This window comes from Cetobacterium sp. 2A (assembly GCF_014250685.1).
Taxonomy (GTDB): domain Bacteria; phylum Fusobacteriota; class Fusobacteriia; order Fusobacteriales; family Fusobacteriaceae; genus Cetobacterium.
The window spans coordinates 997125-1011365 of sequence record NZ_JACFAJ010000006.1 but is presented as its reverse complement, the minus strand read 5'-3'; the positions used below and the strand labels follow the sequence as shown (position 1 = coordinate 1011365).

The following is a 14241-nucleotide window of genomic DNA, read 5'->3' as shown; positions in this document are numbered from 1 at the left end:
ACTACATTATATAATTATCTAAATTTTCCTCTTCATACTCCATTTTAAAAATTTTATCAATAAGCTTCTTATCTATTTTTATCTTTGTTAACTTCTCGTAAGGAGCTTCAAACATTATATCTTTAAGTATCCCTTCTACAACACCAGCAAGTCTTCTAGCTCCTATATTTTCAATATTTTCATTTAATTCAATAGCAACTTCAGCTATTCTTTCTATAGAAATTTTTGAAAAACTTAACTCGACATTATCTGTTTTTAGAAGTTCTTTATACTGCTCTAAAATATTATACTCTATTCCTGTCAAAATTTTTATAAAATCTTCTTTTTCAAGACTTTTTAGTTTAACTCTAATAGGAAATCTTCCTTGAAGTTCTGGCATTAAATCTGAAGGTGATGAAAGAGTAAACGCTCCAGCAGCTATAAATAAAATATGATCTGTTCTAACTGCTCCATATTTTGTCATCACGGTAGTTCCTTCAACAATCGGAAGAATATCTCTTTGAACTCCTTGTCTAGAAACCTCTCCTCTTGTTGAACCTTCTCTTTCTGCTATCTTATCTATCTCATCTATAAATATTATTCCATCTTGTTCAACTCTCAATATTGCTTCTGGTATTAGTTCTTCCATATCTATTCTACTTTCAATTTCTTGATCTAGAATTACTTTTATAGCATCTTTAACCTTCATTTTTATTTTTCTAGAATTTTTACCACCAAGACTTGAAACTATATTTTCAATAGCCTCATTCATCTCTTCAGCTCCAGGAGAAATAACCTCTATCATATGTGTATCTCCATATAATTTAGAGTTTGTTTTTTTATCGATTTCTACTTCTGAATCATCAAGATCTCCAGATTTTATTTTTTCTAAAAGATTTTTTTTAATATCTTCATTTAATATATCCAATGGTTTAAGATAACGAGCAATTTTTTCAATAGCTAAATCATAAAATGTTGATCTCATTTTTTCTATTTTTTCATCTTTTAAACTTCTAATTGCCATGGCTAGTAAATCTTTAATCATACTTTCAACATCTTTTCCAACGTATCCAACTTCAGTATATTTTGTAGCTTCAACTTTTAAAAATGGTGCGTTTGCTATTTTTGCTAATCTTCTAGCTATTTCAGTTTTTCCAACCCCTGTTGGTCCCATAAGAATTATATTTTTAGGTGTTATTTCTCTTCTCATTATTTCATCTTCTACATTTTTTCTTCTATATCTATTTCTTAAAGATATTGCTACATTCTTTTTAGCATCTTCTTGTGCAACTATATATCTATCTAATTCTTCTACGATTTTTTTAGGCGTTAAGTTTTCTTTCATACTTTTCCTCCTGATTTTTTAGTTTTCTAAAAAAGCTAACCCGTATAGGTTAGCAGTTTTTTAAGATATTTTCTATTCCTAACTTCAGCTTTTCTAAAGCTCTAGCTCTGTGACTAACCTTAACTTTTATCTCTGGCATTTCTGCAAAAGTTTTTCCATACTCTTTTACATAAAAGTATGGGTCATATCCAAACCCTACTCCACCTCTAGGAGTATCTATTATCTCACCTTCGTATTCACCTCTAAATGAGTAAACTTCTCCATTTGGCTTAGCTAAACTTATTACACATACAAATTTTGCTGCTCTATTTTCTATTCCTGACAAGTTTTTAATTAATAATTCATTATTTTTTTCATCTGTTGCATCTTCTCCAGAATATCTAGCAGAATAAATCCCAGGAGCACCATTTAGTGCATCTACACAAAGTCCAGAATCATCCGCTATTGTAACCATTCCAGTAAATTTCGCTATTTCTAATGCTTTCTTTTGAGAATTAGCTTCAAAAGTGTCTCCATCTTCAACTACCTCTGGAATTTCAATTCCATCATTAATTGATAATATTTCATACTTATTTCCGTCTAAATTCCCATCTAAATTTTTTGTTATTTCATTTATTTTCTTTTTATTCCCAGTAGCTAAAAAGATTTTCATTATATTGAATACTCCTCTCTAAGCTGTTGTCTTTGAACTTCTACTAATTCTTGTATTCCTTTTTCAGCAAGTTCTAACATATCATTTAACTCTTTTCTAGTATAAGTTGATTCTTCTCCAGTTCCTTGGATTTCAACGAATTCTCCCTTACAGTTCATGATTACGTTCATATCTACTTCTGCTGCTGAATCTTCAGTATATTTTAAATCTAGCATTGCCACACCTTTAACTATTCCAACACTGATAGCAGCTATATTTGAAACTAATGGATTTTCTTTTAAAGTTCCATTTCTAAGTAATTTTTCCATTGCAAGAGATAGAGCAATATATCCACCAGTTATTGATGCTGTTCTTGTTCCACCATCTGCTTGAATTACATCACAATCTATTGTTATTGTTCTTTCTCCTAATTTCTCTAAATCAATACAAGCTCTAAGAGATCTTCCAATCAATCTTTGAATCTCCATAGTTCTTCCACCAAGTTTTCCTTTAACAGATTCTCTTTGGTTTCTCTCGTCAGTTGCTCTTGGTAACATTGAGTATTCAGCTGTTATCCAACCTTTCCCTTGATTTCTCATAAATGGAGGTACTTTTTCACTAACTGTTGCAGTACATATTACCTTAGTGTTTCCAACTTCAATAAGTATTGACCCTTCTGCATATATAGTGTAGTTTCTAGTTATTTTAACCTCTCTTTTCTCATTGATTACTCTTCCGTCTTCTCTTGTTATATGTGTCATTTTTATTTCATCCTCTCTATTATACGTAGTCTATTTCTATTTCTTCTGTTTCTATTACTTGTTTTTGTTCTCCAAATTGAATTTCATATAAACTTCTATAAGGTCCATTATATCTCATAAGTTCTTCATGAGTTCCAACTTCTTTTATTTCACCGTGTTTCATCACCACAATTTTATCAGCATTTACTATCGTTGAAAGTCTATGTGCTATAACAAAAGTTGTTCTTCCAACCATTAATTTATCTAATGCCTCTTGTACCAATCTTTCTGATTCAGTATCTAAAGCCGATGTAGCTTCATCTAGTATCATTATATCGGGATTTTGAATAAGAGCTCTAGCTATTGCGATTCTTTGCTTTTGTCCACCAGAAAGAAGAACCCCTCTTTCTCCAACTTCTGTCTCAAATCCATCTGGCAACTCTTCTATAAATTTATAAGCATTTGCCATTTTAGCTGCTTCTATTATCTTATCTCTACTCACACCTTTTTTACCAAACCCTATATTATCTGCAATAGTTCCACTAAATAGGAAAGTTTCTTGCGGAACTATTCCAATATGATTCCTATACTCTTTTAAAGAAAACTCTCTTATATCTATATCATCTATTTTTATATTCCCTGATGTCACATCATAGAACCTTGGAATTAAATTTACTAGAGTTGTTTTCCCGCTTCCACTCTGTCCAACTAAAGCAACTACTTCGCCCGCTTTAACTGTTAAATTGAAGTCTTTTAATACTAACTTTTTACCATCATCATATGTAAAGTCAACATTCTCAAAAGATATACTTTTTATAGGATTCTTCATCGATTTTATTTCTTCAGTAATACAATCATTTTCTTTTTCTTCATCCAATATTTCAATTACTCTATCTGCAGAAGGAAGAGCCTCTTGAAGTTCTCCGTTTCTTCTTACCAATCTCTTTAAAGGTTGTTGCATAAGTCCAACAGCTGTAACAAATGAAACTAAATCTCCAGCAGTCATATTCCCTTTAACAATTATCTGATATCCTCCGTAACCTGCTACTATAAGTATCATCATTGTTGCAAGAAGTTCGTTAATTGGAGAAATTTTAGCTTTTATTTTATTAGCTTTTATAATTTTATTGAACTCATCTTGAGTTATATCTTTATATTTTTCTATTATAACTTCTGAATTATTAAATGCTTTAATAACTCCAACTCCAGATAGAGATTCCTGCATAAATGCCGTAACTCCACCCATTGTATCTTGTCTAATTCTTCCAGATTTCCTTATTTTTTTAGTGTATTTTTTTACAACAGAAAAAATGGCTGGAAGTACTGTTAAAGATACCAGAGCTAATACAAAATCAACCTGAAACATTCTGAAAAGAAGGGCTAAAACAGTTAAAAACTCTTTTAACATATCAAATAGCATAAATCCTATTCTTCCAAGAGTTGAAGAGTCTCCTGAAAGTCTTGCCATTATGTCTCCTAATTTATTTTTTTTATAATAAGCTATAGGTAAATTCTGTAAATGGCTAAAAACATCAACTTTTATATCTCTTCTAATTTTCTCAGTTACAAAACTTGAGGAAATTTCAGCATAATAATCTGTAACAACTTTAATTAAAGTTGAAATAAATATCCCTGCTAATACTAATATCATAGCTTTGGCATTTTTAGAAACCAACACATCATCTATCAGGTATTTGCTTAACCATGCTGGTACAGCACTAGCTAAAGATGTAATTGTCGACAGTATAATTACTCCAACCATCCACCCTTTATATCTTAAACTATATTTTAAAAAACTATTCAAAGATTTGTTATGAAATAGTTTTAATAATTTTGCATCAAATCTATTTTCCATTATTTTTTTCCTTTCAATAAAAATTTGGCAAAATTTTCTGTTATATTTTCTCCTGAAAGTTTTTGCCTAACTACTCTTAATTTATTTTCTACTTCTATTTTATTTTCTAAAATATTTTTTACAGCTATGTCAATTTTCTCTGCTTCGCAATCATTTTGCAACAACTCTGGAAATACCTCATCATTTATAGTTAAATTTGGTAATGAAACGTATCCAACTTTCAGTATATATTTAGCTATGAAATAGTTTATAGCTCCTGTTTTATAAATTACAACTGTAGGAAGACCCATAAGTGCGAGTTCAAGAGTAACTGTTCCTGAAGCTGCAATTGCAACTTTAGATTTTTTAACAGCTTCTAATAAATCAATATTACAATCTATCTCTAAATTGGTATAATTTTCTAAGTTATCGTTTATCCACTCTAAATGCTTCTCTGAAGAAAGCTTTAGTAAATATTTTTCAGTCGGATTTTTTTTTACAACTTCTAACATTATAGGTAGTAAAGATTTTATCTCCTGCTTTCTACTTCCAGGAAGCAACAATATTTTATCTTCAATTCTATCTATCAAAGAATATTTTTCAGAAAATGGATTCCCAAAATAAATAGCATCTATATTATGTTTTTTATAAAATTCAACTTCCCAAGGAAAAATAACCATAATATGATCTGCAAGTCTTAATTTTTCAATTCTTTTTTCTCCCCAAATCCATAATTTAGGAGGGATGTAAAAAAATACCTCTACTTCAGGCAACTCTTTTTTTAATAACTCTAAAAATTTTAAATTAAATCCACCATAATCAACTAAAATAACTTTTTCAATTTTTTCATCTTTTATAAATTTCAAATATTCTTCTGATTTTTTCTTTAAAAATTTATATTTTTTTAAAGCCTCTGTAAAACCCATAATAGCTAGCTCTTTTATATCTTGAGTTATGTAAACTCCAGCTCTTTTACTATGCTCTCCAGCTACTCCATAAAATTTAACACTACTATCTATCTTTGAAATATTTTTTACTAAATAAGATAAATGTAGGTCTCCAGAAACTTCCCCTGACGAAACAAATATTTTCATATTTTCACTCCAGTTATAAATATATTGTTTTTATTTGCAAGTTCTATAGCATCTTTTGAATCTAAAAATAGCATTTTATTAGATTCTGCCACTATCCCCTTTGCTCTTATCTCTATTGCTTTTTTTACAGTTTCTATTCCGACTGCCGGAATATCAACCCTCATATCTTGTTGCGGTCTAGACATTTTTACAATTATACAGTCTTCTCCTGCTAATTCTCCCGCTCTTTTTATAGTCTTGTCTGTTCCTTCTATTCCTTCTAGAGCAACCACTGACGAATCTTTACATACAACAGTTTGACCTGCATCAACTTTGCTAAGAGCTTTTGCTGCCTCTATACCTATTTTTATAGTTTTTTCATCATCTAAACTTGGTTTTCTATTAGTATAAGATTTTTCCTCGAACATAAAATTCTTTAGAAGGTGATTTTGAGGTAAAACTTTTATTTTATTCAATCTTAAAAATGAGATAACACCAAAAAGGAGAGTCTCATCCTTCCTATCAGGAAGTCTTTTCAACAGTTCCTCTCCATAAAAATCTAAATTCATTTTCTTGAAAAGAGTATTTTTTTCAATCTTTCCAAGCATTACAACTTCTTTTATATCATTTAAAATAAGATATTTTACAATACTTCCTATCTCACCAATATTAAATTTTTTATAATTTTTATGAGTCTTTATTTTTTCATCTACATCATCCACAAGTCCTAGAGGATAGGCCTCTATCTCTCTTGATTCAGCTTCCTCTAAGAAATACAGGGGCAACTTACCGCTGCCCACTATTATTCCAATTTTACTCATTATCTAGTTATCCCCCTGCTACTATTTTTTATAAAGTCTACAAGATAACATATATTTTTATCATTTGGATAATCTTTTTCTAATTCAGCCAAAGCCTCTTTTAAAGGTAATCCCTTTCTAAAGATTGCTCTATAAGCCTTTTTAAGATTTGAAAGTTCTTCTTCTGAAAATCCTCTTCTTCTAAGTCCTAAGTTATTTAAACCTCTAACTTCTGCTTTATTTCCTTCTGCCATTACAAATGGACAGATATCTTGATTTACAGCACTTCCGCCTCCAATCATTGCAAAAGATCCTATTCTACAGAACTGATGAACTGGAGTTAATCCACCTATTATTGCATGACTATCTACTGTTACATGTCCTGCTAATGTTACTCCGTTTGCTAATATACAATTATCTGCAACTATAACATCATGAGCTACATGAACATATGCCATAAGTAAATTGTTGTCTCCGATTCTAGTTTCCCATCTATCATCTGTTCCTCTATGAACAGTTACAAATTCTCTAATACTATTATTATTACCTATAATAGTTTTTGTAGCCTCACCTTTATATTTTAAATCTTGAGAAGCTTTTCCAATAGAAACGAAAGAGTAAATAGTATTGTTTTCACCAATTTCTGTAATCCCTTCAACAACTATATGGGATTGTAAAATTGTATTTTTCCCTATTTTAACATCTTTACCAATTATACAATAGGGTCCTACCTTCACTCCCTCCTCAATCACTGCCCCATCTTCGATTATAGCTGTGCTATGAATCTCTATCACTTTATTCCTCCTATTATTTATCCATAATAGTAAAAGTAAATGCTACCTCTGTTACAACTTTCCCATCTACTTTGGCTACTCCACTTGCTTTTACTATATTTCTTCTTATTTTATCTACCTTTACCTCATATATTAACTGATCTCCTGGTCTTACTGGTGCTTTAAATTTAACATTTTCAATAGCTGCAAAATATGGAACTTTTCCTTCTGAATCATCCATAACTAAAACTCCTAAACACTGAGCTATTCCCTCTACTATTAAAACTCCAGGCATTATTGGATGCCCTGGGAAATGTCCGTTAAAAAAGTTTTCATTAACAGTAACATTTTTTAGTCCAACAATTGTGTTTTCTTCCTTATTCATATCTAATATTCTATCCACTAATAAGAATGGATATCTGTGCGGAATTCTCTTCATTATTTCTAATACATCTAAAGTCATATTGTTTTGCCTCCCAAAATTAAATATTCGATAACAACTTTGCAAATTCTATATCTAAAGCATGTCCTGCTTTTATAGCAATTATATGTCCCTTAATAGGTCTATTTAAAACTTTTAAATCTCCTATTAAATCTAACATCTTATGTCTTACAAACTCATCTTCAAATCTAAGTCCGTCTGGATTTAAAACTCCATCTTTTTTTACAACGATTGCATTCTCAAGTGTTCCACCAAGAGCTAGATTATTTTTCTTAAGATAATCTATTTCATAGTCAAATCCGAATGTTCTAGCTGGAGCAACCTCTTTTTTGTAAGTTGATTCATCTATTAAAAATTCAATCATTTGAGATTTTAAAAATGTGTGCTCAAATTTAATTGAATATGTAATCTTGTATCCGTCAAAAGGAAGTCCAATTACGTGTTTATCTCCAAGTGTAATTGAAATAGGTTCCTTTATAACTATTGGATTTAAAATAGATCCTTCGATTTCTTTAGTTCCAACTTTTTCTAAAATTTCTATGAAAACTTTTGCACTTCCATCACATATAGGGAGCTCGTTTCCATCTAATTCTATAATTAAATCTGTAATTCCCATTATATATAGAGCTGATAAGAAATGTTCTATTGTGTAGACCTCTGCACCATACTGATTTTTCAGATTTGTTCCTCTTGTCAAATCAAAGGTATTATCTATTGAAAGTTCTATTTCATTTTTTCCAGACTCTAAATCGACTCTTTTAAAAACTATTCCAGAATTTTCATTTGGAATAAGTTTCATTTTTATATTTTCACCTTTATGAAGACCGATTCCTTCATAAATAACTTCACTATTTAGTGTGCTTCTTTTCAAAGTTTCCTCCTCTAGCTTTCTTTTGTTAAGAATTTATCTGCCAAAGCCATTGCTATTTCTCTTTTACCATCTACAAACTGAACTTCAATTTTTTTATCATTAACTCCAACTACTCTTCCTAATCCAAATTTTTTATGGGTTACTTTTTCTCCAACCGAATATGGATAATTTCCATTAGATGTCTTATCTAAATCTGAAGACTTAATCATTTTTTTAAATTTAAATTCGGGTTCCTTAGTTTGATTCACATTCTCTAAAAGATTTGAAGGAACCTCATCTATAAATCTAGATTTAGTTCTAAAGCTCATATCTCCGTAAAGATATCTACTATTTGCATATGTTATATAAAGCTTTTCTTCAGCTCTTGTTATTGCTACATAACAAAGTCTTCTTTCTTCTTCTAGCTCTTCCTTGTTAAATAAAACCTTTGTTGTTCCAGGAAAAACCTCATCTTCAGCTCCAACTAAAAATACTACAGGGAATTCTAACCCTTTAGAGTTATGAATTGTCATCAACTTAACATATTCTCTTCCCTCTTCTAATTCATCTGTTGCACTAACTAAAGATATATTTTCTAAATATTCTCTTAAGGAAAGAAATTCCACAACTTTTTCTAATTCTACTATCGAGTTTTTAAGTTCTTCTACATTTTCTATTCTTCCCTCTGCTTCAGCTCCATAGTTCGAATTTAAATATGTAAAATACCCAACCGATGATATTAGTTTATCAAATAACTCTGATACACTAACTTCATGACTCAGTTCAATTAACTCCGATAGCATTGTTGAAAATTCACTTAAAGTTACTCTAACTCCAGCTGTTATTCCTGGAACCTCATCGGCTCTACTAATTGTTTCAAATAATGACAACTGATTCTCATTTGCAAAAATTAGTAATTTCTCAACTGTTTTATCCCCTATCTTTCTCTTTGGAACATTTAGTATTCTATTTAAATTTATGTTATCTCTACTATTATTAATAACCGTCAAATAAGCTATTATATCTTTGATTTCTGCTCTTTGATAGAATTGCATTCCGCCAAATATTTTATAAGGAATATTATACTTTAATAATCCCTCCTCAAAAACTCTAGACTGTGCATTCGTTCTATAAAGAATAGTAAACTCTTTAAATGACTTACCTTGACTCTTTCTTTTTGCTATTTCTTCTATTACAAAATTTACCTCATCTCTTCCATCAGAACAATTCTTGATAGTAATTAACTCTCCTTGAGGTTTTTGTGTCCAAAGATTTTTATCTCTACTAGTTTTATTATTTTTAATAACAGAATTAGCTGCATCTAGTATAGCTGAAGTGGAACGATAGTTCTCCTCAAGTTTTACTATCATTGCATTTGGATAATCTTTTTCAAAATCTAAAATATTTTTTATATTTGCTCCTCTAAATCCATAAATACTTTGATTTTCATCTCCAACTACACATAGATTTTTATACTTAGAAGCTATTTTATTTATAATTTTATACTGAATATTATTTGTATCTTGATATTCATCAACCATGATATAATGAAACTTATCTTGAATTTTTTCCAAAACTTCTGGTATTTCAAGAATCTTATAAGTATTCACTAGTATATCGGCAAAGTCCATTCCATTATTTTGTTTTAACATTGAATTGTATCTTTTAAAAACTTCATATACAATTTCATGATTTGAGTCAAATTTATTTGTTCTTTCATACTCTTCTGGAGAAATTCCTTCCTCTTTCAATTTTGAAATTTTTGAAACTAATACTGATTCAGTTAAATTCTTATCTTTTATAACTAATTCTTTCATTATATTTTTTACAGCTCTTTTTTGATCATCACTATCATAAATAGTAAAGTTTACAAAGTATCCAAGTTGAGTTCCATAAACTCTAAGAAGTCTCACTCCAAATGAGTGAAATGTAGATATCATAGTTTTTTTAGCATCTTCCCCAACTAAAAGCTCAACTCTTTCTCTCATCTCTTTCGCAGCTTTATTTGTAAATGTCACTGCTAATATTTTGTATGGTGAGATTCCAAGTTCTTGAATCATATGTGCAATTCTAAAAGTTATAGTTCTTGTTTTTCCAGATCCAGCTCCTGCCAATATAAGTAAGGCACCCTCTATTTTACTAGCTGCTGACTGCTGTTTTGGATTCAATTTTTTTAATATACTCATTTTTTACTCCTTAATAATTATATCATAGATAACCATAGTTAATCAAATTAAAATACCCGATCCTTCTTACCATTTTTAGGAAAGTAACATCGGGTATTTTATATATATTTTAATGTTTTTTACTACTCTGCTTTATGAGAAAAAACTTTTACTAAATTTGCAACTATATAGTAACAAGTAAGTATAAATAAACTATATTTTAAAGTAGCTATTACAAATATTACAAATGGTATTGTCATTGATTTTGGAATAAATTTAAACGCTTTATCCGGTGTTTGGAATGGAATTGTACTAACCATTAAGATAGCCGCTATTATTGTTATTCCAATAAATAATTCCGTTGAGAAAAGATTTATTCCATAACTTTGATTTAAATAATAATTAAACATATAGTAAGAACATACTATTGAAGCTCCTGTTGGAATTGGCATTCCACTAAAATCATCTTTTTCATTTGAAGCTGTTGTTACTATATTAAACTTTACTAATCTCATAACTCCACATAATGCATATATAAATGAAACCGGTATTGTAAAAGCACTAAGTTCTGGAAATTTATTTAAAACCGAGTATACAAATATCGCTGGTGCTAGTCCGAAAGATATCGCATCACAAAACGAGTCAAATTCTTTTCCAAATTCACTAAATGCATCTAGTTTTCTTGCAGTTTTCCCATCAAGTCCGTCGCATATCATAGCTAATATAATGAACCAGATTGCTTTCGTAAAATCTCCCTTTATTGATGCAGTTATACTCAGATACCCTAGGAACATATTCGCTGCTGTAATTGCATTGGGTGCAATATATTTCTTTTCAACCATACTTTTTTCTCATCTCCCCTTTTGTATAAATCTATATAATTCTATCATACCTGCACTATAAAATCAATATGACAAAAAATCATACTCTTTCTACTTATATTTATGGTAAAATTTAAAAAAAATACAGAGGAGAGTTATTTTATATGGATAAAAAATCATTTTTTAATATTTTTAAAGAATGTGATGAATACCTTTTAGCAACACTTTTTGAAGATATTATGCTCTGCGAACAAATCGATTATCCTATTTATACAGATACCTTCTATCCCCCACAAATTTGGAGTAAATTAGAAAATAACAATTTTTTTTCAAATTTAAATTTTTCTACTTTTGGTTTAAATTCTAACTCAGAAAAAAAACTGATTGCTATATATCCCAAACATTTTAACAAAGAAGATTTAAGCCCTCCAATCACTTTCTTTAAAATAGATGGGACAAACAAATTTAAAATACTAGAACATAAGGATTTTTTAGGTACTCTTATGAGTTTTAGAATTAAAAGAGAGATGTTGGGAGATATAGTTGTTCTTAATAACATCGCTTATTGTGTAGTTTTCCAAGATCTCTATGATTTTATAAATTCCAACTTAACATCTATTGGAAAAATCCCAATCTCTATGTCAGAAATAGAGTGCAGTGAAATTCCCGAATCTAGATTTGAAAATTTAACTATTACAGTATCCTCAAATAGGCTAGATAACATCATTTCATCCATTGGAGATCTATCAAGAGGTGACTCAACATCCATCATTGAAAAGGGAGAAGTTTTAATAAATTATATTTCTGAAAAAAATAAAAGTAAAATATTAAAGGTTGGAGATATCATAACAGTAAGAAAAAATGGAAAGTTTATTTTCATAAATGAACTAGGTGAAAACAAAAAGGGAAAACTTAAAATAGCTCTAAGAAAATTTATTTAAAACACCCAATTACTATATTGACTATAATATTCTTTTATGTTAAGATAATAAATGTCATGAATAGTCAATAGGCAAGATTTTTACGGCGTATTCTTATCGAACCATGTCAGATCCGGAAGGAAGCAGCATTAAGGTATTGAATATGGGTGTAATTTTTTCTTCCTAGAGGCTATTCATGGCTCTTTTTTTTAATTTACTATTTCTCAATTGGGCGGGTATTTAATGGAAAAAAAAATTAGTAGTGAAGACAATATCAATTTTTTAAACAAAGAAAGTTCTTCTTTATACTTCCTTTGTCTTTTAATAGGTGTTTTAACTGGTTTTATCGTTTCTTTTTACAGGTACTGCTTAAAATTCGCAAGCATTTTAAGGGCAAAATACTTAACTCTTAATCAACTTAATGATCCACAATTTTTAATTAAAATCTGGATTTTATTTATATTGATAGGTTTTATTGTAGATTTTATATATAGAAAATTGCCGACTACTTCTGGAAGTGGTGTTCCACAGGTAAAGGCTATTATTTTAAGAAAACTAACTTATAAAAAATGGTTTTCTGAATTATTAGGAAAATTTATAGGTGGATTTTTAGGGATAGGTGCTGGTCTTTCATTGGGAAGAGAGGGTCCTTCTGTACAATTAGGTTCTTATGTTGCTTTTGGACTTTCAAAAATTTTCAAAAAAAATATAATGGAAACTAATTATTTAGTTACAAGTGGAGCAAGTGCGGGTCTTTCAGGAGCTTTTGGTGCTCCTCTAGCCGGAGTTATGTTTAGTTTAGAAGAATTACATAAATATTTTTCTACCAAACTTTTAATTTGCACTTTATTAGCTAGTATCGCTTCAGATTTTGTTGGAAGAAGGATATTCGGTATTTCTCCAGCTTTTGTTTTTCATGTAAATTATCCTCTTAGTATAAATCCATATTTCCAATTTTTACTATTTATATTATTTGGAATTATAGTAGCTATTTTTGGAAAGTTATTTACTACTGTGCTTATAAAAACACAAGATACATTTACTCGTATCCCACTACCTAGATGGTTAAAAATTTCATCTGTTATGACACTATCATTTGTTCTTTGCTTTATTTTACCAGAGGTCAGTGGTGGTGGACATGATTTAGTTGAAACTTTAGTTCACAGTCAATCAACTTTAAAGTTTTTAATTATTCTATTCTTCATAAAGTTGTTTTTTACTGCAATTTCATATTCAACTAGTTTTCCAGGTGGAATATTTCTACCTATGCTTGTTCTAGGAGCTGTTTTAGGTAAAATTTATGCTCTATTTTTAATTAATGTTTTAAACGTTGGTTATGACTTCATTCCTCATTATATGGTTCTTGGAATGGCTGCATATTTTGTTGCTGTCGTTCGTGCTCCAATTACTGGGATTATTTTAATTCTAGAAATGACAGGAAGTTTTGAACATCTTTTAGCACTTACTACAGTTTCCTTGGTTGCTTATTATGTTACTGAAATTATGAAATTAGAACCAATATACGAAATTCTTTATAAAAGAATGAAAAAAGATGAACCTGAAGATGATGAAAATCCAAATAAAACTGTTATAACCATTCCAATAATTGCAGAATCATATCTGGATGGTAAAATAATTTCAGAAGTCGTTTGGCCTGAGGAAATTTTAATTGTTGCAATAGAAGAAAACGGAGTCGAGAGAATCCCTTCTGGATCTACTAGAATTTCATCTGGAAGTAAACTTTTCATTTTAATGTCTGAGAAAAAAGCTAGAATAATCACTGAGCTTCTTTATCATATGGGTACAGAAAAATAATAAGTCCCTATAAACATTTTTTGTTTATAGGGCTTTTTTTATTTTAACAAATG

The 14241-nt window shown here is 29.6% G+C and carries 13 protein-coding genes and 1 other RNA gene; 3 read left to right on the top strand and 11 right to left on the bottom strand.

Translation table 11 applies throughout. The features are described from left to right. Position 1: 1 nt before the first annotated feature. The 11 genes from hslU to pssA all read right to left on the bottom strand — a co-directional run bounded on the left by hslU (position 2) and on the right by pssA (position 11474). Positions 2-1324, bottom strand: coding sequence for an ATP-dependent protease ATPase subunit HslU (hslU, locus tag H3N56_RS08765; protein WP_185880811.1), 1323 nt, complete (start codon positions 1322-1324; stop codon positions 2-4). A gap of 49 nt (positions 1325-1373) precedes the next feature. After that, positions 1374-1976, bottom strand: coding sequence for an XTP/dITP diphosphatase (locus H3N56_RS08760; RefSeq protein ID WP_185880810.1), 603 nt, complete (start codon positions 1974-1976; stop codon positions 1374-1376). Beyond that, positions 1976-2716 (bottom strand): ribonuclease PH, encoded by a 741-nt coding sequence (gene rph, locus H3N56_RS08755; protein ID WP_185880809.1) that lies wholly within the window; start codon positions 2714-2716, stop codon positions 1976-1978. Before rph ends, H3N56_RS08760 begins: the two co-directional genes overlap by 1 nt. 19 nt (positions 2717-2735) lie before the next feature. Then, on the bottom strand, positions 2736-4550 hold the full coding sequence (locus tag H3N56_RS08750; protein WP_185880808.1) for an ABC transporter ATP-binding protein: 1815 nt from the start codon (positions 4548-4550) through the stop codon (positions 2736-2738). Then, positions 4550-5623: a lipid-A-disaccharide synthase gene (gene lpxB / locus H3N56_RS08745; protein ID WP_185880807.1), complete on the bottom strand. Its 1074-nt coding sequence runs from the start codon at positions 5621-5623 to the stop codon at positions 4550-4552. The genes H3N56_RS08750 and lpxB overlap by 1 nt, the downstream gene beginning before the upstream one ends. After that, entirely contained in the window at positions 5620-6423 is an 804-nt protein-coding gene (locus H3N56_RS08740) for an LpxI family protein (protein WP_185880806.1), read from the bottom strand. Before H3N56_RS08740 ends, lpxB begins: the two co-directional genes overlap by 4 nt. After that, the gene (gene lpxA / locus H3N56_RS08735) at positions 6423-7196 is read right to left on the bottom strand and encodes an acyl-ACP--UDP-N-acetylglucosamine O-acyltransferase (RefSeq protein ID WP_185880805.1); all 774 of its coding nucleotides are present in this window, start codon (positions 7194-7196) and stop codon (positions 6423-6425) included. Before lpxA ends, H3N56_RS08740 begins: the two co-directional genes overlap by 1 nt. Before the next feature lie 13 nt (positions 7197-7209). Then, positions 7210-7638, bottom strand: coding sequence for a 3-hydroxyacyl-ACP dehydratase FabZ (gene fabZ, locus H3N56_RS08730; protein WP_185880804.1), 429 nt, complete (start codon positions 7636-7638; stop codon positions 7210-7212). A gap of 19 nt (positions 7639-7657) precedes the next feature. Next, positions 7658-8488 carry a UDP-3-O-acyl-N-acetylglucosamine deacetylase gene (gene lpxC, locus H3N56_RS08725; protein ID WP_185880803.1) on the bottom strand — a complete coding sequence of 277 codons (831 nt, stop codon included), beginning with the start codon at positions 8486-8488 and terminating at the stop codon, positions 7658-7660. Between the two features lie 11 nt (positions 8489-8499). Continuing rightward, positions 8500-10653: an ATP-dependent helicase gene (locus H3N56_RS08720; RefSeq protein ID WP_185880802.1), complete on the bottom strand. Its 2154-nt coding sequence runs from the start codon at positions 10651-10653 to the stop codon at positions 8500-8502. A gap of 122 nt (positions 10654-10775) precedes the next feature. After that, positions 10776-11474 (bottom strand): CDP-diacylglycerol--serine O-phosphatidyltransferase, encoded by a 699-nt coding sequence (gene pssA, locus H3N56_RS08715; protein WP_185880801.1) that lies wholly within the window; start codon positions 11472-11474, stop codon positions 10776-10778. Positions 11475-11617: 143 nt separating this feature from the next. Here pssA and H3N56_RS08710 point away from each other — a divergent pair, with 143 nt between their 5' ends. The 3 genes from H3N56_RS08710 to H3N56_RS08700 all read left to right on the top strand — a co-directional run bounded on the left by H3N56_RS08710 (position 11618) and on the right by H3N56_RS08700 (position 14188). Further along, positions 11618-12394: a YlmH/Sll1252 family protein gene (locus tag H3N56_RS08710; RefSeq protein ID WP_185880800.1), complete on the top strand. Its 777-nt coding sequence runs from the start codon at positions 11618-11620 to the stop codon at positions 12392-12394. A 69-nt stretch (positions 12395-12463) separates the two neighbouring features. Then, positions 12464-12562: signal recognition particle sRNA small type (ffs, locus tag H3N56_RS08705), an RNA gene on the top strand. 54 nt (positions 12563-12616) lie between these two features. Further along, positions 12617-14188 (top strand): ClC family H(+)/Cl(-) exchange transporter, encoded by a 1572-nt coding sequence (locus tag H3N56_RS08700; protein ID WP_185880799.1) that lies wholly within the window; start codon positions 12617-12619, stop codon positions 14186-14188. Positions 14189-14241: the final 53 nt, after the last annotated feature.